Origin of the sequence: Agromyces sp. NPDC052230, from assembly GCF_040679595.1 — a bacterium.
GTDB lineage: Bacteria > Actinomycetota > Actinomycetes > Actinomycetales > Microbacteriaceae > Agromyces.
In genome coordinates, this window is record NZ_JBFAVC010000005.1 from 260,660 (window position 1) to 284,801 (window position 24,142).

At 69.0% G+C, this 24,142-nt stretch carries 26 protein-coding genes and 1 tRNA gene; 12 read left to right on the top strand and 15 right to left on the bottom strand.

What is annotated here, in order from left to right; all coding sequences use genetic code 11:
- Positions 1-2: 2 nt before the first annotated feature.
- On the bottom strand, positions 3-908 hold the full coding sequence (locus AB0K73_RS13145) for an inositol monophosphatase family protein (protein ID WP_360513197.1): 906 nt from the start codon (positions 906-908) through the stop codon (positions 3-5).
- A gap of 168 nt (positions 909-1,076) precedes the next feature.
- Here AB0K73_RS13145 and AB0K73_RS13150 point away from each other — a divergent pair.
- Positions 1,077-1,149 (top strand) — tRNA-Lys (locus AB0K73_RS13150).
- Positions 1,150-1,251: 102 nt separating this feature from the next.
- Here AB0K73_RS13150 and nhaA read toward each other — a convergent pair.
- The 3 genes from nhaA to AB0K73_RS13165 all read right to left on the bottom strand — a co-directional run bounded on the left by nhaA (position 1,252) and on the right by AB0K73_RS13165 (position 4,798).
- Positions 1,252-3,129 (bottom strand): Na+/H+ antiporter NhaA, encoded by a 1,878-nt coding sequence (gene nhaA, locus AB0K73_RS13155; RefSeq protein WP_360513195.1) that lies wholly within the window; start codon positions 3,127-3,129, stop codon positions 1,252-1,254.
- Between the two features lie 95 nt (positions 3,130-3,224).
- Positions 3,225-4,163: a 5'-3' exonuclease gene (locus AB0K73_RS13160; protein WP_360513193.1), complete on the bottom strand. Its 939-nt coding sequence runs from the start codon at positions 4,161-4,163 to the stop codon at positions 3,225-3,227.
- Positions 4,164-4,219: 56 nt separating this feature from the next.
- Entirely contained in the window at positions 4,220-4,798 is a 579-nt protein-coding gene (locus AB0K73_RS13165; protein WP_360513191.1) for a cupin domain-containing protein, read from the bottom strand.
- Here AB0K73_RS13165 and AB0K73_RS13170 point away from each other — a divergent pair.
- Positions 4,797-5,384 (top strand): TetR family transcriptional regulator, encoded by a 588-nt coding sequence (locus AB0K73_RS13170; RefSeq protein ID WP_360513189.1) that lies wholly within the window; start codon positions 4,797-4,799, stop codon positions 5,382-5,384. The genes AB0K73_RS13165 and AB0K73_RS13170 overlap by 2 nt on opposite strands.
- A 27-nt stretch (positions 5,385-5,411) precedes the next feature.
- Here AB0K73_RS13170 and AB0K73_RS13175 read toward each other — a convergent pair whose 3' ends face one another.
- From AB0K73_RS13175 to AB0K73_RS13195, 5 genes are all read right to left on the bottom strand, one after another.
- Positions 5,412-6,005 carry a GNAT family N-acetyltransferase gene (locus tag AB0K73_RS13175; protein ID WP_360513187.1) on the bottom strand — a complete coding sequence of 198 codons (594 nt, stop codon included), beginning with the start codon at positions 6,003-6,005 and terminating at the stop codon, positions 5,412-5,414.
- 16 nt (positions 6,006-6,021) lie between these two features.
- Positions 6,022-6,807 (bottom strand): metal-dependent hydrolase, encoded by a 786-nt coding sequence (locus AB0K73_RS13180; RefSeq protein ID WP_360513185.1) that lies wholly within the window; start codon positions 6,805-6,807, stop codon positions 6,022-6,024.
- A 70-nt stretch (positions 6,808-6,877) separates the two neighbouring features.
- Positions 6,878-7,471, bottom strand: a complete 594-nt coding sequence (locus tag AB0K73_RS13185; RefSeq protein ID WP_360513183.1) for an energy-coupling factor transporter transmembrane protein EcfT — start codon at positions 7,469-7,471, stop codon at positions 6,878-6,880.
- Positions 7,468-8,148 carry an ABC transporter ATP-binding protein gene (locus tag AB0K73_RS13190; protein WP_360513181.1) on the bottom strand — a complete coding sequence of 227 codons (681 nt, stop codon included), beginning with the start codon at positions 8,146-8,148 and terminating at the stop codon, positions 7,468-7,470. The genes AB0K73_RS13185 and AB0K73_RS13190 overlap by 4 nt, the downstream gene beginning before the upstream one ends.
- The gene (locus AB0K73_RS13195) at positions 8,148-8,795 is read right to left on the bottom strand and encodes a biotin transporter BioY (RefSeq protein ID WP_360513179.1); all 648 of its coding nucleotides are present in this window, start codon (positions 8,793-8,795) and stop codon (positions 8,148-8,150) included. Before AB0K73_RS13195 ends, AB0K73_RS13190 begins: the two co-directional genes overlap by 1 nt.
- 551 nt (positions 8,796-9,346) lie before the next feature.
- Between AB0K73_RS13195 and AB0K73_RS13200 the strand changes: the two genes are divergently transcribed.
- On the top strand, positions 9,347-10,090 hold the full coding sequence (locus tag AB0K73_RS13200; protein WP_360513177.1) for a class I SAM-dependent methyltransferase: 744 nt from the start codon (positions 9,347-9,349) through the stop codon (positions 10,088-10,090).
- 284 nt (positions 10,091-10,374) lie between these two features.
- On the opposite strand, the gene AB0K73_RS13205 is transcribed toward AB0K73_RS13200, so the two are convergent.
- Both AB0K73_RS13205 and AB0K73_RS13210 read right to left on the bottom strand, forming a co-directional pair.
- Positions 10,375-10,761 carry a DoxX family protein gene (locus tag AB0K73_RS13205; RefSeq protein ID WP_360513175.1) on the bottom strand — a complete coding sequence of 129 codons (387 nt, stop codon included), beginning with the start codon at positions 10,759-10,761 and terminating at the stop codon, positions 10,375-10,377.
- A 170-nt stretch (positions 10,762-10,931) separates the two neighbouring features.
- Positions 10,932-11,120, bottom strand: coding sequence for a hypothetical protein (locus AB0K73_RS13210; protein ID WP_364775345.1), 189 nt, complete (start codon positions 11,118-11,120; stop codon positions 10,932-10,934).
- A gap of 641 nt (positions 11,121-11,761) precedes the next feature.
- Between AB0K73_RS13210 and AB0K73_RS13215 the strand changes: the two genes are divergently transcribed.
- The 4 genes from AB0K73_RS13215 to AB0K73_RS13230 all read left to right on the top strand — a co-directional run bounded on the left by AB0K73_RS13215 (position 11,762) and on the right by AB0K73_RS13230 (position 14,163).
- Positions 11,762-11,995, top strand: coding sequence for a Rid family hydrolase (locus AB0K73_RS13215; protein ID WP_360513171.1), 234 nt, complete (start codon positions 11,762-11,764; stop codon positions 11,993-11,995).
- A 194-nt stretch (positions 11,996-12,189) separates the two neighbouring features.
- Positions 12,190-12,525 carry a hypothetical protein gene (locus AB0K73_RS13220; RefSeq protein WP_364775347.1) on the top strand — a complete coding sequence of 112 codons (336 nt, stop codon included), beginning with the start codon at positions 12,190-12,192 and terminating at the stop codon, positions 12,523-12,525.
- A gap of 106 nt (positions 12,526-12,631) precedes the next feature.
- The gene (locus tag AB0K73_RS13225; RefSeq protein ID WP_364775349.1) at positions 12,632-13,588 is read left to right on the top strand and encodes an alpha/beta hydrolase; all 957 of its coding nucleotides are present in this window, start codon (positions 12,632-12,634) and stop codon (positions 13,586-13,588) included.
- Between the two features lie 44 nt (positions 13,589-13,632).
- The gene (locus tag AB0K73_RS13230) at positions 13,633-14,163 is read left to right on the top strand and encodes a GNAT family protein (protein ID WP_360513165.1); all 531 of its coding nucleotides are present in this window, start codon (positions 13,633-13,635) and stop codon (positions 14,161-14,163) included.
- Positions 14,164-14,252: 89 nt separating this feature from the next.
- Here the strand turns inward: AB0K73_RS13230 and AB0K73_RS13235 are convergent, their stop codons facing one another.
- Positions 14,253-14,792 carry a GNAT family N-acetyltransferase gene (locus AB0K73_RS13235; RefSeq protein WP_360513163.1) on the bottom strand — a complete coding sequence of 180 codons (540 nt, stop codon included), beginning with the start codon at positions 14,790-14,792 and terminating at the stop codon, positions 14,253-14,255.
- 1,022 nt (positions 14,793-15,814) lie between these two features.
- Here AB0K73_RS13235 and AB0K73_RS13240 point away from each other — a divergent pair.
- Together AB0K73_RS13240 and AB0K73_RS13245 are read left to right on the top strand one after the other, a co-directional pair.
- A complete protein-coding gene (locus tag AB0K73_RS13240; RefSeq protein ID WP_360513161.1) occupies positions 15,815-16,195 on the top strand; it encodes a hypothetical protein in 381 nt (126 codons plus the stop codon).
- A 145-nt stretch (positions 16,196-16,340) separates the two neighbouring features.
- Positions 16,341-16,871, top strand: coding sequence for a Fic family protein (locus tag AB0K73_RS13245; RefSeq protein WP_360513159.1), 531 nt, complete (start codon positions 16,341-16,343; stop codon positions 16,869-16,871).
- A gap of 257 nt (positions 16,872-17,128) precedes the next feature.
- Here AB0K73_RS13245 and AB0K73_RS13250 read toward each other — a convergent pair whose 3' ends face one another.
- The 3 genes from AB0K73_RS13250 to AB0K73_RS13260 all read right to left on the bottom strand — a co-directional run bounded on the left by AB0K73_RS13250 (position 17,129) and on the right by AB0K73_RS13260 (position 18,575).
- Positions 17,129-17,719 (bottom strand): thymidine kinase, encoded by a 591-nt coding sequence (locus AB0K73_RS13250; RefSeq protein WP_360513157.1) that lies wholly within the window; start codon positions 17,717-17,719, stop codon positions 17,129-17,131.
- 62 nt (positions 17,720-17,781) lie between these two features.
- On the bottom strand, positions 17,782-18,222 hold the full coding sequence (locus AB0K73_RS13255) for a hypothetical protein (RefSeq protein ID WP_360513155.1): 441 nt from the start codon (positions 18,220-18,222) through the stop codon (positions 17,782-17,784).
- A 164-nt stretch (positions 18,223-18,386) separates the two neighbouring features.
- Positions 18,387-18,575, bottom strand: coding sequence for a hypothetical protein (locus tag AB0K73_RS13260; RefSeq protein WP_360513153.1), 189 nt, complete (start codon positions 18,573-18,575; stop codon positions 18,387-18,389).
- Positions 18,576-18,685: 110 nt separating this feature from the next.
- Here AB0K73_RS13260 and AB0K73_RS13265 point away from each other — a divergent pair, with 110 nt between their 5' ends.
- From AB0K73_RS13265 to AB0K73_RS13275, 3 genes are read left to right on the top strand one after another with little or no spacing between them, the layout of a single operon-like run.
- Positions 18,686-19,285 carry a TetR/AcrR family transcriptional regulator gene (locus tag AB0K73_RS13265; protein ID WP_360513151.1) on the top strand — a complete coding sequence of 200 codons (600 nt, stop codon included), beginning with the start codon at positions 18,686-18,688 and terminating at the stop codon, positions 19,283-19,285.
- A gap of 8 nt (positions 19,286-19,293) precedes the next feature.
- Entirely contained in the window at positions 19,294-22,182 is a 2,889-nt protein-coding gene (locus AB0K73_RS13270) for an MMPL family transporter (protein WP_360513149.1), read from the top strand.
- The gene (locus tag AB0K73_RS13275) at positions 22,179-24,140 is read left to right on the top strand and encodes a YhgE/Pip family protein (protein ID WP_360513147.1); all 1,962 of its coding nucleotides are present in this window, start codon (positions 22,179-22,181) and stop codon (positions 24,138-24,140) included. Before AB0K73_RS13270 ends, AB0K73_RS13275 begins: the two co-directional genes overlap by 4 nt.
- The last annotated feature ends 2 nt before the right edge of the window (positions 24,141-24,142 follow it).

The following is a 24,142-nucleotide window of genomic DNA, read 5'->3' on the forward strand; positions in this document are numbered from 1 at the left end:
GATCAGTCCTTCTCGGTCAGTACGGCGAGCACCGCGTCGTGCAGGCGCCCGTTCGTGGCGAGTGAGCTGCCGTGCCACGGCCCGGGCTCGCCGGTGATCGACGTGAACCGGCCCCCGGCCTCCTCGACGATCGGCACGAGCGCCGCGAGATCGTAGGGCTTCACGTCGAACTCGCCCGTGATGTCGAGGAGCCCTTCGGCGAGCAGCATGTACGACCACAGGTCGCCGTAGGCGCGGTCGCGCCACACGCGGTCGCCGAGCGCGAGCAGCCGGTCGAGGTAGCCCGCCTGCCGCCACTGGGCGAGGCTCTGGAAGCTGAGCGAGGCATCCGGGAGTCGCTCGACGGCCGAGACGTGCAGGCGCCTGGCGCCCGGGAAGCGAGCGGATGCCGCACCCGCGCCGGCGTCGACACTCGCACCCGCCTCGGCGGCCGACTCCACCGTCCACGCGCCCATGCCGCGGGCGGCCCACCAACGGCGGCCCATCGCCGGCGAGGACGCGACGCCGATGACCGGCACGCCGGCGATGGCGAGCGCGATGAGCGTGCCCCAGACCGGGATTCCACGGAGGAAGTTCGCAGTGCCGTCGATCGGGTCGATGATCCATTGCCTGGTCGAGTCGCCCTCGGTGCCGAACTCCTCGCCGAGCACGCCATCGCCCGGACGCACCTCGGAGAGCCGGTCGCGGATGGTGCGCTCGACGGCGAGGTCGGCCTCGGTCACGGGCGTGCGGTCGGGCTTCGTCTGCACGTCGAGGTCGACGGCGCGGAAGCGGCCGAGCGAGACGGCGTCGGCGCGATCGGCGAGTTCGAGGGCGAGCTCGAGGTCGGCGGCGAGGTCCGGTGGGAGGCTCGGGGTGCGGCTCGGGGTGCGGCTCGGGGTGTGGTCTTCGGTCGGATCGACAGTCACTCCTTCAGGCTATCCGGCGGTTCGGCCTCGGCCCGCCGGCCTTCCACACGGCGTAATAAGCGGTGACGGATGCCGCGGCGCGCCCGGGCCCGCTCGATTGGCGCTCGGCGCCTCTCGCCTGATAACGTGGTTCTTCGGTTCGGGGCTGTCTGAGACATCCGGAACCACGCACCTCTAGCTCAATCGGCAGAGCAACTGACTCTTAATCAGTGGGTTCAGGGTTCAAGTCCCTGGGGGTGCACTGCGGCCCCGAACCTCTCGCCAGGTTCGGGGCTTCTTCATTCTCCGGGGTGTGCGTCGGGTTCGGGCTGCGTCAGGGCCGGGCGCGTCACGTTCGGGCGCGTCATCGAGCGGCGTCGGCCTCGGCGGACTCCGTGAGCGCGCGAAGCAGCGACTGGGCGTCGTACGGCCCGACGTGCCGCTGGCCGTTGATGAAGAGGGTCGGCACCGCCGTGATGCCCATGGCCTCGGCGTCGAACATGTCGTCGCGCACGCGCGCCGCCACCTCCGCGGAGGTGAGGTCCTTCTCGAACCGTTCGACGTCGAGGCCGAGGTTCGCGGCGAGTCGGAGGATGTCCGACGGGCGCTGGTTCTCCTGGTCGGCGAAGAGGCCCCGTTCGAACTCGAAGAACTTCCCCTGCAGGGCGGCGGCTTCCGAGGCCTCCGCGCCGGCGAGGGCGTTCGGGTGGTATGCCGTGAGCGGCGCATGGCGCCACACGTACCGGAGCTGGTCGCCCAGCTCGCTGTGCACCTCCTGGATCGAGCCCGAGGCCTTGAGGCAGAAGCCGCACTGGAAGTCGCCGTACTCGACGATCGTGTAGGGCGCATCGGCGGCGCCGAACACATGGTCACGGGCAGGATCGACCGGGCGCAAGAGTGTCTGCCCGGTGTCCTGGTCGGGGCGGACGGCATCCGAGACACGGAAGACGACCGTGGCGAGAAGCAACGCGATGACGGATGCAGCCAGCACGCCGACCCGCGCCTCGTTCTGCGCGAGGGGGTCGTCGATCGCGAGGTCGACGATGAACAGCGAGATGGTGAAGCCCAGTCCGCACAGGGCGGCGCCGCCCGCGATGCGGTCGAGCGTCAGGCCCGGTCCGAACTCGCCGAGCCGAAGCATCCGGAGCACGGCAGTGGAGCCGAAGACGCCGATGAACTTGCCCGCGACCAGACCGACGATGACACCCCAGGTGATGGGGGAGCCCGCGGCCGCGGCGAGAATGTCGGGGCTGAGCTGCACGCCGGCGTTCGCAAGCGCGAACAGGGGGAGGATCACGTAGGCGACGTACGGCGCGTATGCGGACTGCAGTCGCTCGTTGATGGAGATCGACTCGCGCAGGCTGTTCGCGGCCGCGCGCGCGTACTCGGTGTTCGGCGACTGCCGGAAGGTGCGCGCGAGGTCGAGCGCGTGCTCGACGTCTCGGCGATTCGGGCGGTAGACGGGCACCAGCAGGGCGATGGCGACGCCCGCGAGCGTTGGGTGCACCCCCGAGGCGAGGAAGGCGAGCCACACGATGATCGCGAGCGTCGCGTAGACGGGGCCCCTCCCGCCACGCAGGTAGCGCGTGAAGTAGACGCCGGCCAGGCCCACGGCCGCGATGAGGAGCGGGAGCGGGTTGAAGTCCTCGGTGTACACGAGCGCGATGATGCTGAGCGCGCCGATGTCGTCGACAACGGCGAGCGCGAGGAGGAACACGCGCAGCCGCCCCGGCACCCGAGGGCCGATGAGCGCGAGTGCGCCGACGAGGAAGGCCGTGTCGGTCGAGATCACGATGCCCCAGGCGGCCTCGTATCCCGAGCCGGCCGCGATGAGGACGAACAGCAGCGCCGGAACGGCGAGACCGGCGACCGCTGCCACCACCGGCACCACGGCGCGCGACCAGCTCGTGAGCTCGCCGATCGCGAACTCCCTCCGCACTTCGAGTCCGACCGTGAAGAAGAAGATCGCCATGAGCGCGTCATTGACCAGGGCGTGGAGCGTGAAGTCCAACTGGATCTCGCCGATGCCGACGGTGAGGTGGGTCTCCCAGAAGGCCTCGTAGGAGCCCGCCGCCGCGTTCGCCCAGATGACGGCGACCGCGGTTGCCACGAGCAGGAGGAGCGCGGCGATCCGGTTCTGTCCCATCGAGCGGATGCGGTCGGCGATCGAGTGGCGAGCATGCGCCTGTGCCTCGACCTGCTCAGGATCGGGGGATTGCTCGATGATCGTCAGGTGCGACATGGATCCGAATTCTTCCACCTCGGACGCGTGGCGAGGGCGGATTGCCGGGGTTTGACCGGCTCTTGTAACCAGCGTGAAACACTCCGCCCTTGCGCTCAGCCCGCCTCGACCTCGTTGCCGAGGGCGCGCAGCACGCGCTGCGCCGAGCCGCCGAGGTTCCATTCGGTTGCGAGGCGCTCGACCTCGGCACGGTGGGCGGCATCGAGCGGCCGTATGCGGGCATCGAACTCGCCGAGCTCGAGGTCGCGCACGACTTCGACGACTGTCGGTGCGACCTCGAGATAGGCGGCAGCAGAGGTGATCTTCGCACGCATGCTCGCCGAGATCGGCGCCGCCGGGTCGGCTGCGGCGGCCACCAGCCCGTCGAGGTCGACGAACTGCTGCAGGAGGCTCGCCGCGGTCTTCTCGCCGATACCGGCGACGCCCGGGAGGCCGTCGGAGGTGTCGCCACGCAACACGGCGAAGTCGGCATACTGCGCGGGCAGCACGCCGTAACGGCTCACGACGCTCACATCGGTGAGCACCTCGAGCTTGCTCATGCCGCGCGCGGTGTAGATGACCCGCACGTCGCGGGCGTCGTCGACGAGCTGGAAGAGGTCGCGGTCGCCCGTCACGACGTCGACCGGCAGGTCGGCCTGCGCGGCGAGACTGCCGATGACGTCGTCGGCCTCGTGGTCGGGTGCGCCGATCACGGTGAGGTCGAGGGCTGCGAGCACCTGCCGGATCATGGGTATCTGCGCCACGAGCGGGTCGGGAACTTCCTCGACGTCAGGCCCGCCTGGCACGACGTCGGCGACGCGGTGCGCCTTGTAGCTCGGGATGAGCTCGACCCGCCAGTGCGGCCGCCAGTCATCGTCCCAGCAGGCCACGAGGTGCGTCGGCTCGAAGTCGGCGACGAGCCGCGCGATGATGTCGAGCAGGCCCCGCACGGCGTTGACGGGCGTGCCGTCGGGCCGCTTGATCGAGTCGGGCACACCGTAGAACGCGCGGAAGTACAGCGAGGCGGTGTCGAGGAGCATCAGTCGGTCGGCCACACCGCGATCCTGTCATGGACCGCCCACGCCGGCGACGCCCGATCGCGAACGGCTCCTTACGCGGCATCCCTCCCGAAGGTCAGGCCGTGCTCCGCCGTCAGCCGGGGGATGCTCGTCGGATCGAGCTCGAGTCCGAATCGATCGGCTATGGCGCCGACCTTCACCGGGTCGGGTGGTGACCCGGCCGTCGCCAGCAAATCGCTGAGCTGTTCGAAGTACCCCTCGAATCCGCCGGGGGAGATGATCTCCAACACCCGCGCCGGGGTGGCGCCGGCATTCCAGAACGTGTGCCACTGTGCGCGGGGCTTGAAGATCAGGTCGCCGGGCCCGCCGAACACCACCTCGTCGCCGAGGAGGACGCCGACCTCGCCTTCGAGGACGAAGGTGTACTCGTCTTCGCGGGAGTGACGGTGAAGGGGAGCCGCCAGCTTTCGCGGAGGCACCGGATGCTCCACCAGCGAGAACGTACCGCCGGAGTCGGCGGAATCGATCATGAAACGTACTCCGATCGAGCCGAGTTGCCCTGCGCTGCCCTGGTCGGACCCGAGTACGCGCGCTTCGCCGGTATGCATGATGCCTTCTTTCGATGAATACTGCGTATATCGATAGTCGATGCTAACATCGTTGAACACCATGTCAATCGAAAAGCGGACATACCAACTGAAGTCGCGCGCCGAAGCCCTGCAGGAGACGCGCGCACGCATCGTCGCTGCGACGATGGAGCTGCACCAGGAAGTCGGACCGGCGCTGACGACGGTCACCGAAGTCGCACGTCGATCGGGCGTGCAGCGGCTCACGGTGTACAACCACTTCCCCGATGACGCCGAGCTGTTCGGCGCGTGCCAGGCGCACTGGATGGAGCTGCATCCGCTGCCTGACTTCGACGCGATCATCGCCGCCGACGATCCGGTCGAACGACTGCGCGCCGCACTGCTCGGCTATTACACGTGGTATCGCGAGACCGAGCCGATGGCCGAGAAGATCCAGCGGGATCGCGGCGCCATCCCCGCGTTGGACTCGCTCATGCAGCGCACCGCGGATGCGCGGGCGAGTCAGCTGGCCGACACGCTGGCGGCCGGGTTCGTCGCGAGCTCGGGCCGTCGGGCGTTCATCCGACTCGCGCTGGACTTCTGGACGTGGCGTCGCCTGTCGCGCGAGGGGCTCGACGACGCCTCGGCCGCGGAGCTCATGACGGCGGCCGTCGCCTCACAAGTCGACTGAGTCGCAGGCCCGTGCCGGCTGCACCGATCAGGGGAGCGTGCGTCCGCCGAGTCCCTTGCGATACACCACGAGGTCGCACGTCGTGGCGAGGAGCGGCGCGAGCTCGGGGTACAGCTCGGCGAGATGACCGGTTCGAACTTCGCGGTAGCCGATGCGCGTGTACCAGTCGCGGAGGAACTCCTTCGACGGGTGCGTCCACGACGTCGGCACGAGAAGTTCCAGCTGCATCTCGGCGCATCCGTTCTCGACCGCCCAGCGTTCGGCGAACGACACGAGGGCGCGCCCGACGCCGAGTCCGCGACGCCCGGGGTGGGTGGCGAGCATCCCGAACTCGGCGGGCCCGTCGTCGAGTCGCTGCACGCGCACCGCTCCCACGACCACGTCGTCGGCTCGCGCCGTCACGAGCTCCTGACGGCGGATGAGCTCGGCGATCTCCTCGCGGCTCGTGCGGCGCGCTCCGTCGACCCAGAGCCCCGCCTCGGCCACCTGGTACACCCCGTTCACGAGCGCGGCGATCGCGGCCACGAGCGCCGTGTCGTCGGCGGATGCCACGGGCTCGACGCGGACGTCGAGCCCCGCGAGCTCCGTGAGCGGCGTGCGCGGCGGGGGCGAGTTGGTCACCGTTCCATTGTGCGGGTCAGAGGCCGGCGAACAGGTCCACGCCGACCAGGCGAAGGCTCTCGTTCGCGAAGCCCGCGCAGCAGTACAGGCCGAGGGCGGCGCCGAGCACCCCCTCGCGGTAGGAGCCCGTGTCGCCGAGCAGCGGCAGGGCGACGTAGCCGTTGGGCTGCCAGAGCCGATTGAGCACCGGAACCGGATGGAGGAACTCGGGCGGGCGCGGCACCCAGGGCCAGAACAGGCCGGGGAGCCCGCCGGTGGTGAGGAAGTCGCCGACGAGGTGCGCCACGAACCCGAGCGTGACCGCGAGCGGGAACCACGCGAGCTGTTCGGGGGCGAAGAGCACGATGAAGGCCCCGACCAGCGCGCCGAGCAGCCACGCAGCCGTCCACGACCGGACGTAGTCGCGCGCCTTCAGGCCGAAGCAGGTCAGCGCGGCGGTGCCGACGCCCGTGCCGATCGCGACGGCGCCGAGCGGTTCGATCACCGGAGTGAGCAGGGTGAGCGCCCAGGCCCCGGCCGCCACGAGCGCGACGGCGACGGTGGAGTGGGCGCCCTGCCGGTGCCCGCCCGAAAGCAGCCCCACGGTGCCGGTGGCAAGGCGGCCGAGCACGGGTACCGAGTGTGCGATGGTGGCGCTGTGGTGATCGGCGTCGGGCAGGAGTGCGGCACCGGCGCAGACGGCCGTTCCTGCGAGCACCCCGACCGGGTCGAGCGGGTACGCCCCGAGGGTGATGATCGGCATGGTGCCGGTTATCGCGATCCATGCCGCGGCGCCGCTCGTGGCGTGGGTGATGCCCATCATCGGGTTCGGTGCTCCTCGTTCGGTCGTCGGCTGGCGATCGATCAGTATGCCGGTCCCCGGCGACATCCGCTCAGTCGTCGAAGCCGCGGGCCACGAGCGCCTCGCCCATCGCGTCGGCCGTCTGCAGCGACCGCACGACGACCGGCACGGCGACCGCGCGAAGCGATCCCTCGACGCCCCGCGCCCGTCGCGCCTCGAGCACCGCACGCACGATCTCGCTCATGAGCGGCACCGCGCGGATCGTCATGGCCAGCACGATTCCCACCCGCTCGGGGTCGACCCGACGATCGAACGGACGCAGCGCCGCGCGCACCGCGTCGAGGATCGCCGACACCCTCGTGGTGAGGGTCACGAGGGCCGCGAGCGCGACGCATGCCGTGACGCGCAGCGACATCTCGAGTGCCGTCTCCCAGCCCGAGAACAGGGCGTTCAGCGGCGCGGCGACGAGTAGGATCCACAGCACGGGCACGAGCTGCGCCACGACGTCGCGTGGCGGAATCGCCGCCACCGCGAATCCGAGCAGTGCGAGCACGAGGGCGATCAGCAACATCCACCACTCGGGGAGCAGGGCGATGACGACGACGGATGCCGCGAGTCCCACGAGCTTGGCCCCGGCTCTGAACCGGTGCAGCGCCGAGGTGCCGGGCCGGTAGAACCCGATCATCGGATGAGGCCCCGATACGCGTCGAGCGCCTCGGAGGGCGAGCCGTCGGCGACGATGCGGCCGCCCTCGACCACCAGCACGCGGTCGAACGATTCGACGGACTCGAGCCGATGCGTGACGAGCACGAGCTGCTGCCCGAGCTCGGCGAAGTGCCGCTCGACGAGCTCGGCGTTGCGAGCGTCGAGCAGCGTCGTGGGCTCGTCGGCGACGACGATCGCGGGCTCCGCCACCAGCACCGCTGAGAGCGCGAGCAGCTGCTTCTGCCCGCCCGAGAGTCGATGTGCCGGACGGTCGGCGAGTTCGGCGAGTCCGAACCGGTCGAGTGCGCGATCGACGCGCGCCGCGGCATCCGCTGCATCGAGCCGGAGCCGGCGGAGCGAGAACGCGACGTCTTCTCGCACCGTGGGCATCACGATCTGATTGTCGGGGTTCGTGAAGACGAATCCGACCCGACGGCGCACCTCGCGACCCTGGCGCGCGACGTCGAGCCCGTCGACGAGCACCCGGCCCGACGTCGGTGTGACCAGCCCATTCACGAGTCGCGCCAGTGTCGACTTGCCCGAGCCGTTCGCCCCGATCACGCCGATGCGTTGCTCGGTGAGCCGTAGTGAGACGTCGACGAGCACGTCATCGCCGTCGTAGCGATGCGTGACGTGCTCGAAGACGATCTCGCTCATCAGGCGTCGGCCGGAACCGTCTCGGCCGAGGGGCCGCCCTGTCGGCGCCACGGCCACGACTTCCGGGCGATGAGTCCGGGCCAGGCGCGGTGGACGCCGGCGGCGACGAGTGCCGCGACGATCGCCTTGACGACGTCGCCGATGAGGAAGGGGAGGCTGCCGGCGGCGATCGCCGCCCCGATGGGCATGCCGGTCGCGGCGGCGAGCCACGGGATGCCGACCAGGTAGACCGCGAGGATGCCGCCAGCGATCGTGGCGATGAGCAGCGTCCAGAACCGCAGGCGCGGCGTGAGCCGCTCGGCGAGCCAGCCGATCACGAGGGCGCCGAGGATGAAGCCGAGGAGGTAGCCGCCGGTCGGCCCGACGAGCACGCCGAGTCCGCCCGTGCCGCCCGAGAGGATCGGCAGGCCGGCGAGGCCGAGCCCCACGTACACGGTGACCGCGAGCGCGCCCTTGCGTGCGCCGAGCACGGCGCCGGCGAGCATGACGCCGAGCGTCTGCAGCGTGATCGGCACGCCGATGCCGATCGGGATCGCGCCGGGCAGCGTGAGTGCCGCGATGAGCGCGGCGAAGACGGCGATCTGCGCGAGGTCGCGCGCGGAGCTGCGCACGGCGGTACGGCGGGTGGGAGTCTGGGCGACGGTCATCGTTTCCCCTGGGTTCGTGGGCGTTCGAGCCGAACAGCTCGTGAACTCACGCTACGAAGGGCGGGGAGCGGCTTCTCGATCCGGCCGTACAAGAATCCTCGGCGGATTTTGGAACGCGGATGCCGCGGGCGGCGCCCATTGTCAATTCCCGCACGCGTACGGGAACTCCTTTTTGTCGGCAGCGCGCTGGGTGAGCAAGACGGCTTCATCTCCACGCTGTACGCAGACTGCGACGATCAGGTGAAAGCGTCCCGACGGCCAACCAGGTCCACCCTTACGAAATGTCTCACCTGTCGGCGCACCCTCGTTGTCTACGATGTCCCACCACTCGTCGTTGCTGACCACAGAGCCATTCTCGCGTGACGTGCGAGGCGGGGCTGACGATCTAGTGGCGCGATGCTTTTCGCCGCCCCAGTGACAATGGACGGGCTTACCCGTTTGAGGATCCACGATGAACGGCCAGGAAGGCAAACAAGACAGCAAGCGGCGTGCCACGATGTGCGTGGGGAGGGATCACTGTGGGTGAGGTTGCTTACGGGTCATTGGCGTCGGTGTATGAGTGGCTGGTACCGGATGCCAAGGCGTCCCCGTCGGGCAATGCGCAGGCGTTCGAGATGGTGACGGCGGGGCTCGACCCGGGGGCAGAGATCTTGGACTGCGCCTGCGGGATCGGGTTGCTGGCGGTGGGGCTGGCTGAGGCCGGGTTCCGGGTCACCGCGTGCGATGCCAGCCCGGCGATGGTCGAGCGGACCCAGGCGCTGGCTCGCGCTCACGGAGTCGAGGTGTCGACGCGGGTATGCCGCTGGGACCAGCTACCCGATCAAGGCTGGCAGGACCGGTTCGACGCTGTGTTGTGCGTCGGGAACTCGCTCGCGCACGCGGTCGGACGAAGTGGCCGGCGCGCCGCACTCGACGGCATGGCATTCGTGTTGGCGACGGGTGGGGTGCTGGCGCTGACCTCCCGCAACTGGGAGCAGATCCGCTCGGCTGGCAGCAGGCTGGACGTGTGGGACCGGCTCGTGGAACGCGCCGGCCGCAAGGCAGTGGTGGTGTACTCCTGGCAGGTGCCGCCTTCATGGGACGCCGAACACCACCTGCAGATCTCCGTGGCAGCACTCAAGGAAGGTGACCAACTGCAGGTGACGACCGAACTGCTGCCGATCTGGCCCTTCCACCACGAGGAACTCCTCGCCGATGTCGCGGCCGCAGGTCTCAGCCTCGCAGGGTCCACGTACGACGCGACCCAACCGAATTATCTCGTCACCGCTCAGCGACGCGCAGGGTTACCGACCTGACCCACATGCTCCTCATCCCGACGTCGCATGATCGCACCGTCCGCGGCGAGACCGGACGGCCATATAGCGTCCCCGCACAAGCACCGGCTTACGGATGTGCGCTGACGGACGCCTACCAGGCGATTCCTGCCGTTGCAACTCATTCCGGACGGCACGCTCCGTCCTCAGAACGTTGCACGGATAGCCTCAATGCCTGGCCTGCACCCGCCGTCCGTCAACATCCACGTCCGTCCGGGCATGTGCTCCTCTGTTTTCACTCAGTTGGTGGCCCGCCAGGTATCAGGTCAGCCGCTGAATGCCTCGGGTCCGAAGCGGCCCCACGCCACGAAGACGGCCAGAGTGAGATAGACCAGGTCCGCCACCATGAACTTGAACTCGTGACGCCGGATGCGGGTGATTATCGCGCCGACCATGATCATCACCAAACCCAGGGCAGCCAGCGGTACCAGGCCCGGGGCAATGTCGAACGCGGCGGGCAGGATCAGACCCGCCGCAGCCAGGACCTCGAGGGCTCCGATGGCCTTGATGCTGCCGGCACTGAAGTCTTCGACCCATCCCGCACTCGGCGACATGCTGGCCATCTTTTCCTTCGTCAGGATCAGCTTGCCGCCACCGGAGAACAGGTAGGCAGCGGCAAGCAGTCCGGCAACGATCCACAGAGCCAGGTCCATGAGGGATTCTCCTTTGTAGGTTGTCAGTGATTCTGTTTCTTGAAACCGGACTGGCGTTCGGGGGCGCCATCCCGGGGCATCCAGTCGAACGTGAGAAGCCGGCGACGCGATCCTGTGACACCTCCACGAGGCTGTCTGCACCGTCCGGCTGCCGCGGGCGGGGGCCACCATCACCAGGGCACCGGGCCCTTCTCGCTGAAGAATCCGGCGGTCGGCCCGTCCGCGCCGAGCGTGGCCAGGCGCACCAAGACCGTGGCGTCCTGCGCGGCTGTAAGGAGCCCGCTGTGGTTGTTGCTCCCCGTGTCGACGTAGTCGGGAGCGGCGTTGACGAGGATGCCGTCCTTCCGCAGCTCACTCAACGGCCGCTCTGCCGTCGCCACAACTCAGGGCGCCTCACGCGCCCGTTCGCGTGGCTAGACCCGGGATCTGGATGCCGGCGAGTTCTTCGAGCTGCCGCCAGACCCGGTCGGCGGTGTCGCCGGGTGTGGACCTGTGGGCCGCTGGCTGAGCGATGCGGAGCTTCGATGCGGAGCGGCACCACGTGGGCGCCCGTCGCCGCGAGCTGCTCCGCGGCGAAGTAGCCGATGCCGGCAGTCGCGCCCGTGACAACGACGGTGCGGTCCGTCTGAGTGGGTGGGTGGGCGGAATTCCAGAGCATGCGGTCCTCGTCCTTTGCTGCGGGATGGTGTTTCTTCTCGACCCGGCTTCGAACATGAGACAACACAGCCCGACGATCTGTGACATGCGCTAGCCATGCATCGCATCGCTCATCCGCGAGATCCACGTAATGGAGACCGATAGATAACCGCGCCCAGCAGACCGCGGTAGCTCAGCCATCAGTGTTCAACGTGGTAGCCAGTCCATTCCCAGGATCTGGATGACGCTCGATTTCGGGACCGACAAGGCCGCCCCGATATCGATTCACTTGCGGAAGTACGCTGCCGGGCCGGCCATCACTGAGATATCGAACCTGAGACGATGAGCTCATGCCCGCTCAACCGTGAACGCCCCGTCGGCTCCCGCTGCGATCGGCCCGTACTCCCATGCCGCCACGGGAGACGGGACACTATTCCTCTCCGGGCAGACGCCGATCGACCCCGCCACCGGGCTCCTTATCGAGGGTGACGTCGGCGCTCAGACGCGGCGCGTGTTCGACAACCTGACGGTCGCGGTCGCTGGCCTTCGGCTCGATGCTCGGGTCGAGATCGAGTGCGTGGCTGCTGTGCCGAAGTAGTCAACCGGACATCCGAGCGAGCGGGCGAGCGGGTGGAATCTGATCCGCCACTCCGGCGTCGACGAGTATGAGTACGAGTACGACCCCGGTAAGGGATCGTCCGTGCGTCGCTGGCGGCCCCCGTACTCGCAGGCCATGTTCACGATCCCGCATCGGTTCGGCGCAGTGTGCCGAGCTGCTGCCACATTATTGGCATGGCGAGGACAGTTTCTCGAACCCGCGCATTGGTGCCGACGGCAGCAGTCACCGCCGGCGCCCTGGTGCTTGTCGCGCTCGTGGCCCTGACTCCGGAGATCTGTCCGGCGATCGATCCTGCGCCCCCGAGCTGCGCACCCGATGCACGAGAGTCGACCGCCTTGGGGTGGAGCCTCGTGCTCGCTGCGACGGGCGTGATCGCGATCGCGGCGATCTACGTCGTCCCCGCGCAAACGCGTCGCCGCGCATCCAACATCGCCCTTGCCGCCGTCGCGATAGTCAGCGTGCGCGCAATCGGAGGAACGTTCCTGGCGTCCGGTTTCGTGCTGCTCTGACCGGTCGCGCATAGGTCGTCGCACTGAAGGATCCGCTCTCGGGCGGTGGGGAAATGCGATGTCAGCATGTCCGCCCCCGTTGTCCGCGCGGCCCAGGCGGAGGATCATGATGGGAATGGAGGCGCGTTCATGGCTCCCGACCTTCCTCGTCATTCCGACCGCCCTCCTCGGGGCTGGGTGCGCCCAGGGCTGGAATGAGCCGAGCCCGGCCAGGACCCAGGACTCACCCGGCACATCGGACGCCGCGGACGCGATAGACAGGTCCTCGGAGCAGATCGACATCGGGGGTCGGTCGCTCCACCTGGAATGCTGGGGCGAGCGGGTTGCCGGCGAGCCCACTGTCCTCCTCATCACTGGGCAGGGACCCACGACGTCGTCCTGGGAGCTCATGGCCGGCACGTTCGCCGCCGACGGCCACCACTTGTGCGCCCACGACCGGGCAGGAGTCGGGGGAAGCGACCCGGCGCCGGAGGCAAGCCGTACCACGGAAGACCAAGTGACTGACCTGGTGGCGCTGCTCGATGCCGCCGACGTGCAGGAGCCGGTCGTCCTGGCCGCCCACTCCCTCGGATCGCTTCCTGCCGTCGGGCTCGTGGCTCGGGCTCCAGAGCGGGTCGCCGGAGTCGTGCTGATCGACCCATGGTCACCGCGCGTCAGCATTGCCCAACGCGCCGCATTGCCTCCGGAGAAGCCCGACGAGTCACCGGACGTAGCCGAAGAACGCCGCTTCCTAACCGACTTCCTCTTCGACTCGGCCCAGAACCCGGAGCACCTCCTCGTGGCGGCGAGCGACGACGAGGTGGCGACGCTGCTCGACGAGCCCGGGCCGATCTTCGGGGACCTCCCGGTCGTCGTGCTCCGGGCGCCACCCCTTCCGTACCTGCCGGGTCTACCACGCGACTACCACGAGGCGACGCTGGCGGCCATCACCGCCGGTCACCAGGAGTTCGCCGCCGAGTCGATGCGCGGCACACTCGTCGAAGTCGAAGACACGGGCCACAACATCCAGGACGACCAACCGGAAATCGTCATGGACGCCATCCGCGACGTCATGGCCGGATAGCCCATCCATCAGCGGGCCCTGCTTGACGCTGAAAGAATGCCAGAGTGCAGCTCGTGCCAGGTGAGGACTTCTTGGAGACTGATCGCCTCATCCTCCGGCGTGCGTATAGGGACGACGCCCCGATCTATCGCCAGCTGTGGACGGAGCGTGATCCCCGGGTGCCGCCTCATCGGCGGATCAGTCTGGACGGTCGACCGACCGTAGAGGACATCGTTGCTCAGATCGGCGCCGCGAACGATGAGTCCGGCTTGAGGCTTCTCACCGTGGAGCGGAAGGGCACGGCTGACGTCGTCGGGTATTGCGGGCTCACCGCTCACGGGAACGGATCACCCGAGGAGCCAGAGCTGGCCTACGAACTGCTTCGGGTAGCCCACAATCGCGGCTACGCCACAGAGGCAGCTGAAGCGGTGGTCGCGTGGGCGAGCGGGGCAGGCTACCGGCGCCTGCGGGCGGGAGTTTGGGACTGGAACATTGCGTCACGTCGGGTCTTGGCGAAGCTCGGATTCCGCGAAGTTGGCCGGGTGTCACCCGAATCGGTCGACGGCTACACCCTCCTGACAATCAAGGACCTTTGAAGGCCAACTCCTGGTGATGCCCGCCTAAGGATCGGCTATCGAACACTTCTGGCTGGAAGGCTGCGTCCAGTTGTATGAGGAGCGTTCCGCTACGCCGTTACCTCAAGAATCAGTTCCAAGCCGTCTTCTTCGTCCCACTGCTCTCCAGTTTCTCTGAACCCATAACCCGCTACCAGAGCACGAGATGCAACGTTCTCGGGACTGATCGTCGCGCGAACGACCTTCACATCCGCATCGGCTTGGGCAATCGCGAGCAGGATCTCGAGCGATTGGCGCGCATAGCCTTTCCGTCGATGGTCAGGATCAATTCGGTACCCGACCTCGACCATGCCGTTCGCGTCGGGCCGCCCGTGGAAGCCCGCCAATCCCACAGGTGCGGTTTCGCCGGGGGCAAGCACGAATCGCGTGACCCAAGGCGCGTCGTCAGGAGCATCCGTAAGCTGCTCGCTCCTCATGCGCCACAGGCCAGCACACTCGGGACCGATCAAGTACGGCGTCAACCGACATGTCTCTTCAGGGATGATCGTGCCCGAAGCCAGACTATGAAAGATGGAGGTAGGAATCTGAGTCAGCGAAAGGGCAGAGCGTTGAGGATTGGGGTGACGCCAGGGCTCGCTGCTCACCGTCATTCGCTCATCCTTCCACGGTGCCATTCCATCAGACTCCCTCTGCTCGAAGTGGAAGGTAACCACTGGCCCGGCGGTTCGAGCTCGGCGACATCCAGCTCGGGACGCAAGCCCGGCATCGTCCCGTCTTCGGAGGCGAAGACACTCTCGTCCCCTCGCCTCCTGTGTTCAAGAGCGGATCCCCTCCTGACACCCGATGAGTAACGGGGTTTGAACGCGTTACTCACAGTTCGACCCCTTCTCGCAGCGGGATCCGCTTGCGTTCGGCGAGCCTGCGCCAGCTGGTCCGCTGTGCGTTTCGTGTGCTGGTTGACTTGAGTTGTGGCGATTGGCTCCGTTCCCTCTGATGCCGAGGGTGCGGTGCGCGCGGCATGGGCTGGGGCGGCGGTTGCTCGGGCTCGTTTCGGCGCTGAGTCTCGCCGCGTCGACTCCACGGGCGTCGATTTCACGACGGAAACCGACATCGAGGCGGAGCGCGCGATCCGTGCGGTGTCACGGAGTATCGACCTCAAGACGGGATCCTCGGTGAAGAGCTCGGGGCGAGCGGTGAATCGTCCGCCGAGCAGGCGTTCTGCACCGACGGTGTCGAAGTGTGGGATCGCAGGGACGCGGCAGGACCGGATGCCGACCTTCACCGGCCCGTCGGACCGTCCTCATCATCGCGTCTCGTCACCGTCAACCTTGAGAGCCGCTACCCGGGCTCGATCGGCACCGAGCTGTTGTTCGACAAGACCTTTCGCGCGCGATTCAGTCAGCCCACGATGTCTTTCGACGACGCTGGCACTTTCGTGGGTCGCCACCGGGCAGCAGGCGGCCTACATCACCGGTGGGTCGCGGGGTTTGTAGGAGATGGCATTTTCCACCGCAGTTGGCACGTCGATGGCATTTCTGCCATTTGCCGTGGATTCTCACGGTCCGCGCGCACACCCACGGGCGACACACACTTAGGGTTCACGAGTGGCCGAGGCAACGAGCATGGGTGTAGAAAGCCATTGTGGGGGATGACGCCGACAATGGAGGCTGCGATGGGCGAGTACGAGACCGACGCGGTACCGATGGATACGCTGCGCGCAAACGTGGAAGCGATCCATACCATGTCGGCTCGCGTCGGAAACCAGGCACTCCGCGCCGCCGCCCTCGAAACTCGAGAACGACTGGCGCATCGAGTTGGACCGCCGCCCGAGCGCATCGCGGCCAAGCTGGACGAACTGAAGAGGACGCCTAAGCCCGCGGCTGATGATCCAGCGTGCAGCATGGCCTGGGCGATCGGCATCGGCTGCTTAACGCTGGCAGACGAGGCTGAGGCAGCCGGCGATACCGATACCGCAGAGTTCTACGCCGGGGAGGGATACCATTACGTCGGGATTGCGCTTGACTGCGAGGCTGGCGGATCACCCACAGGCTAGCCGGTGCTTGGGCCGGTAGTGCCCCGCCGCTCGCCGCTGGCCGACGCGGTCGAGGCGCTGGGGCTGGCGGTAAACGGCATCCCGAATCTAGCGCGCGACGAGCATTCGATCCGGCCGGGATTCGGTGCGCTCGGGCAATCCCGTAGTGCGCGCGGCGGTCACGCATGCGCAGTTCGAGACGATCCACCCCTTCATCGACGGAAATGGCCGCACGGGCAGGGCGCTGATCCATACCGTGCTTCGTCGCGCGGACGCACTCCGAAACACGCTCATCCCCATCAGCACGGTGTTCGCCGCCGAGAAGGATCGCTACATCGCAGGACTCACCGCGTACCGTGAGATCCCGTCGCGCCTGGACGAGTGGGTCATCAGCTTCGCAGAAGCTGCAGAGCTGGCCGCGGGCAACGCAGTCAGGCTCGCTGCCGACATCGCAGCGCTCGACGAGAAGGTGAGCGAACCTGGTCCGCTTCCGCACGGAGCAGGGCATCACGCCCGCCCACTCCGCAGCGATTCGGTCGTGCTGAAGATACTGAACGCCCTGGCCACGGACCCGGTGCTGACCATTGAGAAGGTGGCTGCCCAGCACGAGGTGTCAACGACTGCCGCCCATCGTGCGCTCGCGCAGCTGGCAGATGCAGGCATCCTCGGTCGCACGAAGGACCAGAAGGGGAACTGATCTGCTGGACAGCTGACCAGCACCTCGCGCTGGTCAGCCTGACTGAACGCAGCAACCGCGTTGGAGCAGGAGACACCGCGCTCGGTGGACCTCAGCTGGGGCCTCCGGCGCCTGCCGTCCAGCAAGTGGGCGTGCTGCGACCATAAGGGCTCACGCGCTGCAGTCGTGCGGCTCACGCGCGCGATCGATCCTTCGCGCGACGGAATCGCCTGCTGAAACCAGCAAGCTCGGGCGCAGATCGCGGGCTTGGCGACGCATCAGGCGGAGCGACGGCCTCGTTCGCCGAAGTGCTGCCTACAGCGTGCCTGGTACGACTCGATGCCGCCCACGTGCTCGGCGGTCGCGACGCGAGCGTCCGCGACTTCGTCGGCGAGGACGCGCTGATGGAACGCGGCGTCCTGCCCGCAGACGGCGCACACGGCTGTGAGCTTCGTCACGTCCTCGGCGAGCGCCATGAGCGACGGGAGGGGCTCGAAGGGGCGGCCGTCGAACGTCACGCAGAGGCCGGCGACGACCACCGACATCCCGGTGAGCACCAGCCTGCTCACCGCCGGGACGAGCTTCGGCCCGAAGAACTGGGCCTCGTCGATTGCCAGCAGGTCCAGCTCCCGATCGCCGACCAGCTCCACCAGCGACTCGACGTCGGGCACTGATCGGGACGCGATGCTGAGCCCCGAGTGCGAGGCCACCCGGCCCGCGGCGTGGCGATCGTCAAGGGCATGGTTGACGACCTCGATGGCGAGTCCGGCAAGTTGCGCGCGGCGCACCCGCCGCAGCAGCTCTTCGGACTTGCCGGCGAACATCGGGCCGCAGACCACCTGGAGTCGGCCGTTCTGGTTCCTGGGCATGGATCAGAGCTTAATGAGGCCGATGTCGCAATACCGGCAATGGCGCCCGCGGCGCCCGAGCGTCAGGCGGCGCGGGACTCGACCTCGGCTGACGCGCCGATCGCCGGCAGCTTCGCGGCATCCGTCTTGGATACCTCGGACTCCGACACGACCACCGGGTCGGCCCAGACGACGAGGGGCGCAGGCGACCAGCTGAGTGCGAGCGGCTCGTTCTCGGCGGGCACGATGACGGCCACGGTGTCGCGCTCGTCGAGCACGGTACGGGTGAGTTCGGCCGCGATCTGGTGGGTGAGCATCGCGTGGAAGATCTGGTCGGTGTCCTGCTCGGTGCGACGCACGAGCGACCATGCGCCGCCGGGGCCGATGAACTCCGCGAGCTTGGCATTGAGGAGTTCGAAGAGGTGTTCGCCACGCAGGTCGGCCGCGGTGGGGCGCGTCGCGGCGGCGGCGGCGTGGGCGGAGGCTTGTGCTGCGAGCCTCGCTCTGCGCCATCGGCGGAACATCGGCGACCCCTCTCGGTGGCATTCGGGCCGTGCGGTTCGGGTCGCACGGTCGGTCTACGTTTCAGTCTCCGCCCTCGGTTCGTGGATCGCCGCTGACACGCCGCGCAGGCCGGCTTGCGCAGGGAAAGACCGGAGTGACGAACGGTGGAGGTCGGATGACGCTGCTAGTCGGTGAGCTCCGCGCGCTTCGACTCGTCGGCGACGGTGCCGATCGCGATGGCGAGGCTCGCGGCCCACGCGACCCACATGAGGATGAGACGCCAGTCGCGCGGGCCGGCGATGCTGGCCCGGACGACCCCGATGCCGCCGAAGATCGAACTGAGTACTGCTCCGCTGAAGAGGTACTTGCGCATCCTGCAACGCTACCCGTTCACCTCCGGCGACCGGGAGCACGACTGGGAGTCGTCCGTGAATCTGCCCGATCGGTCAGAAGCTGACCGATCGGTCAACTACAGTCGATCGCATGCCCGCCGATGCACCCACGCCGTCACGCGTGCGCGCCAGCGACGAACTCCGCCAGGTCGCCCTCGAGCAGTTCTCGACCATCGGATTCGCCGCCAGTTCGCTCCAGCTCATCGCCGATCACGCCGGCTACTCCAAGTCGAGCGTCCTCTACCACTACTCCTCGAAAGAGGCGCTGCTCGAGGCCGCCATCGGCCCGGCGATCGACGGGCTCGAGGAGCTCCTCGGCGACTTCGTCGCCAGCGGTCGCACGGTCGAGGCTCGTGCCGACTTCATCGAGCGGTTCGTCGACTTCCTCCTCGGCAACCGGCTCGCGGTGCACACCTTCGTCAACCAGGGGCAGTCGCTCCGCGGTCTCCCCGTGATCGAGCGGGCCAACGCGGCCATCCGCGGGCTCGCCGACTCGATCTGCGAAGCGGATGCCCCGCTCAGCGAGCAGATGCGCTTCGGCGTCGCGCTCGCCGGCGCCGCCTACACGCTCGTCGCGGGCGCCACGTTCCTCGAAGACGACCGGCAGCGCGACGACGCCGATGTGCGTGCCGCACTCATCTCCGTGCTCTCCGAACTGCTCATCCCGGCCGACGGCCGCTCGACCCGATAGGCCGCGCCATGGCATTGCTCCTCCACCGGATCGGACGATTCGCCTTCCGTCGCGCCTGGTTCGTCATCATCGCGTGGGCCGTGGCCCTCGCCGCACTCCTCGGCGCCGGCATCGGCCTCGGCGGCCAGCTCCAGGAGTCCTACGCCATCCCCGGCACCGAGTCGCAGGACGCGATCGACCAGCTCGCCGCCGTGTTCCCGCAGACCTCGGGTGCGTCAGCGAAGGCCGTCGTCGAAGCGCCTGATGGGGCATCCGTGGAGTCCGACTCCTACCGAAGCGCCCTCGCCGACATGGAGACCGAACTCGAACGGGTCGACGGGGTCGCGAGCGTGCTCGGGCCGTTCGACGAGTACGCGGGCGATCAGGTCTCGACGGACTCGCGCAGTGCCTACATCCAGGTGCAGTTCGACACGCCGACCACCGGCGTGACCGACGACTCGATCGACGCCGTGGTCGCGACCGGCGACCTCGGGCGCGACGCGGGCCTCACCGTGGCATTCGGCGGCGAAGTGTTCCAGGACACCACCTTCGGCCTCACCATCACCGAGGTGTTCGGCGTGCTGTTCGCGGGCGTCGTGCTGCTCATCACATTCGGTTCGCTGCTCTCGGCCGGGATGCCGCTGCTCACCGCGCTCGTGGGGGTGGGCGCGACGTTCGGCGGCATCTCCCTCGTCGCGGCCTTCGCGACCGTCTCGAGCACCGCCCCGATGCTCGCCGTCATGATCGGCCTCGCGGTGGGCATCGACTACGCCCTCTTCATCCTGTCGCGCCACCGAACCCAGCTCGCACGTGGACACGACCCCGAGGCGAGCGCGGCCGAGTCCGTCGCGACCGCGGGCGGAGCCGTCGTGTTCGCGGGCCTGACCGTCATCATCGCGCTCCTCGGCCTGCTCGTGGTCGGCATCCCGTTCCTCAGCGTCATGGGCATCGCCGCCGCCTTCGCGGTGCTCATCGCGGTGCTCGGCGCCGTCACCCTGCTGCCCGCGCTCCTCGGGGTGTTCGGCACGCGGCTCATCCCCAAGCCCGGCAGCCGAGCGCACCGCCGGGCGAACGCCGACGACGACCGGGGCAAGCACACCATGGGTCGCCGATGGGTCGACCTCGTGCTCAAGGCGCCGGTCGTGTTCGTGCTCGTGGTCGTCGGCCTGCTCGGGGCGGCGGCGATCCCCGCGGCGAGCCTCGACCTCAACCTCCCGAGCGGCGCCTCGGAGCCAGTGGGCTCCACGCAGCGCGAGGCCTACGAGATGATCGAGAACGGCTTCGGCCCCGGCTACAACGGGCCGCTCATCGTCACCGTCGACATCACCCAGACGACCGACATCTTCGACGACCTCGACGCGGTCGGCGCACGCATCGCCGCGCTCGACGGCGTGACCTACGTCGGCCAGGGGCTCCCCAACGAGACGGCCGACACCGCCATCATCCAGGTGATCCCCGAGAGCGCGCCCGACGCCCCCGAGACGAAGGTCGTCGTCGAGGAGATCCGCGACCTGGCCCCCGGCATCGAAGCCGACTACGGCACGCCCATCGCGGTGACGGGCTACACCGCCGTCACGATCGACATCTCGAACCGCCTCAACGACGCGCTCGTGCCGTTCGCCCTCATCGTGGTGGGGCTCTCGATCCTGCTGCTGCTCCTCGTCTTCCGGTCGATCTTCGTGCCGATCAAGGCGGCGCTCGGCTTCCTGCTCTCGGCGTTCGCCGCCATCGGCGCGACGGTCGCGATCTTCCAATGGGGCTGGTTCGCCGACCTCCTGCACATCCAGCCCGGACCGATCCTGAGCTTCCTGCCGATCCTGCTGCTCGCAGTGCTCTTCGGCCTCGCCATGGACTACGAGGTGTTCCTCGTGTCGGGCATGCGCGAGGAGTTCGTGAAGACGCGAGAGCCGAGGGCGTCGATCGTGCACGGCTTCCAGCACGCCGCCCGGGTGGTCACCGCCGCTGCGCTCATCATGTTCTTCGTCTTCTTCGCCTTCGTGCCCGAGGGGTCGGGCGTCATCAAGGGCATCGCGTTCGCGCTGGCCGTGGGCGTCGCGTTCGACGCGTTCCTCGTGCGCATGACGTTCGTGCCCGCGGCCATGGCGCTCGCCGGACGCGCGGCGTGGTGGCTGCCGAAGTGGCTCGACAAGCGGCTCCCCGACGTCGACATCGAGGGGGAGGGGCTCCGTGCCCACCTCGAGCAGCAGGAGTGGGCCGCCGGGCGCCCCGCCGCGGTCAACCTCGACGGCGCGGTCTTCGGACTTCCCGAACGACCCATCGGACCGTTCACGGCCGACGTTCCCGCAGGCGGCGTGCTCGTCGTGCGCGGCGACGCCGTCGACCGTCGGGTGGTCGCAGCGACCCTCGCCGGCCGGCTCGCTCCCGTGTCGGGCCGGATCGCGGTGCTGGGGCATCCGCTGCCCACCGCGACGGGCGCCGTCATGCGCGGCGTCGCGATCGCCGAGTTGCCGACGGATGCCGCGACCGGCGGCAGCGTGGGCGAACTCGTCGCCCGCCGCCTCGACGCCACCGGCCCGTGGTACCGCGTCGCCCCGTCGAACCGCGCCGTGCGGTCGTGGGTCGAGCGCGCCGCCGATGCCGCCGGACACGGACCCGACGGCCCGCGCTTCACCGTCGAAACGCCGATCGCCGCCCTCGGCGCCGAGGCACGAGCCCTCGTCGCGGTCGCCGCGGCGCTCGCCGAGCGCCCGCAGGCCGTGGCCATCGACCTCGACGACCAGCCCGGGTCGGCGAGCGCCGGGTTGTGGCGTGCGCTCGCGCAGCTCGTCCCGTCGTCGGTGACGATCATCGTCGGGCTGGGCACGTCGGCCGTGACTCCCGACGCCGCACCAGAACTCGCCGCACGCGGCATCCGCACCATCGAACCCGTCTCGTCCCTGCAGGAGGTCGCCCGATGACCAGCACCAGGCTGTCCCGCCTGTTCGGCTCCACCCCGGCGCAACGTCGCCTGCGCTACGGCGCACTGGTGGCGGCGGTCATGGCCGTGCCACTCGCCGTGGCCGGCCTCGTTTCGGGCGCCTTCGCCGGCGCCGACGACAACATGGAGGCGATCCCCGCCGTCGTCGTGAACAACGACGAGATGGTCACCATGACCCTGCCCGACGGCACCGAGCAGCCCGTGCTCGCGGGGCGCCTGCTCGTCACCGAGCTCACCGACCCCGACACCGCGGGCTTCGACTGGACCATCTCGAACGACGAGGAGGCCGCCGAGCTGCTCGCCTCAGGCGACGCGTACGCGGTGCTCACCATCCCCGACGACTTCTCGTCGTCGGTGACGTCGCTCTCAGGCGAGGAGCCCACCAAGGCGAACCTCGACATCCGCACCGACGACGCCCACGGGTACCTCGCAGGTTCGGTCGCGCAGTCGGTGGGCGACGCCATGACGACCGCGTTCGGGCGCGAGCTCACGCAGCAGTACCTCGAGGGGTTCTACACGAACCTCGCCGCGCTCGGCGGGTCGCTCGGCGACGCCGCCGACGGTGCGACGCAGGTCTCCTCGGGGGTCGGCTCGCTCGCTGGCGGCCTCGGCGAACTCTCGAATGGTGTCGCCCGGTCGGCGGCCGGAGCCGACGAGCTCGCGAACGGCGCCACGGCCTACGCCGACGGCGTCGCGCGGTACACGGACGGCGTCGACGGCATCGCCGGCGGGCTCGCCGAGCTGGATGCGGGCGCCGCGCGACTCGACGAGCTCGCCGCGGGCGTTTCGCAGTACGTCGCCGGCGTCAACGGCGCGGTCGGCCAGATCGAGGGCGCGTTCGGCCAGGTCGCCGGCGGCCTGCAGCAGCTCGCCGTGCAGTACCCCGAGCTGCAGCCCGTCGTCGATCAGGCGCTCGCCGACCTCGCCACCCAGTCGGGACCGCTGACGCAGCAGCTCACCCAGTTCACGCAGGGCGGCCAGACCCTGGCGACGCAGACGCAGTCGGGCGTCGACGGCATCCAGGGTGGCATCTCGGGGCTCGCGGGCGGCGCGGCCGAGCTCTCGGCGGGCTCCGCCGGCATCCGCGACGGTGCCTACGGCATCGCCGGCGGGGTCGGCGAGCTCGCGGGCGGCCTCGACCAGCTCTCTGGCGGTGCAGCGGATGCCGCGAGCGGCGCGAGCCAGCTCGCGGGCGGCGCCCAGGCCCTCGCCGACGGCCTGACCACGGGCGCCGAGGAGGCGAAGGCGCTCACCGACATCGACGCGGAGGCGACCGCCGACGTCGTCGCCGAGCCCGTGACCTCGACCACCGATCGCGACAACGAGATCGGCACGATCGGCGAGGTCATCGGCATGCTGTTCGCCCCGATCGGGCTCTGGCTGGGCGCGATGGCGATGTTCCTCGTGTTCCGGCCCTTCGGGCGCGAGGTGCTGCGCAGCACCGCGTCGACGGTCGGCCTCGTCGGCCGCACGCTCACTCGCGCGAGCCTCATCGCCCTCGCGCAGGCGGTGGCCGTGGTCGCGCTCATGCACGCCGCGCTCGGCGTCTCGTGGACGTTGCTGCCGCAGACCCTCGCGTTCGCGGCGCTCCTCGCCCTCGCGTTCACCGCGGTGCACGCCCTCCTCACGGCGTGGCTCGGCCGGGCGGGCCTGCTCGTGTCGCTCGTGCTCGTGGCGTTGCAGCTCGCGGCATCCGGTGGGCTCTATCCGATCGAGGTGCTGAGCGGCCCGTTCCAGGTGATCAGCCCGTTCCTGCCGCTCACCTGGGCGGTGCAGGGCATGCAGCTCATCGTGTCGGGCGCCGGCGGTGCCGCGGTCGCCACGGCGGCCGGGGTGATCGCGCTCTTCGGGGTGCTGGCCGCGGTCGGCACGACCGTGGTCGTGGGGCGACGCCGGGGCATCCGCTCGATCGGGTTCGCGGCGACCGCGCTCGGCTGACT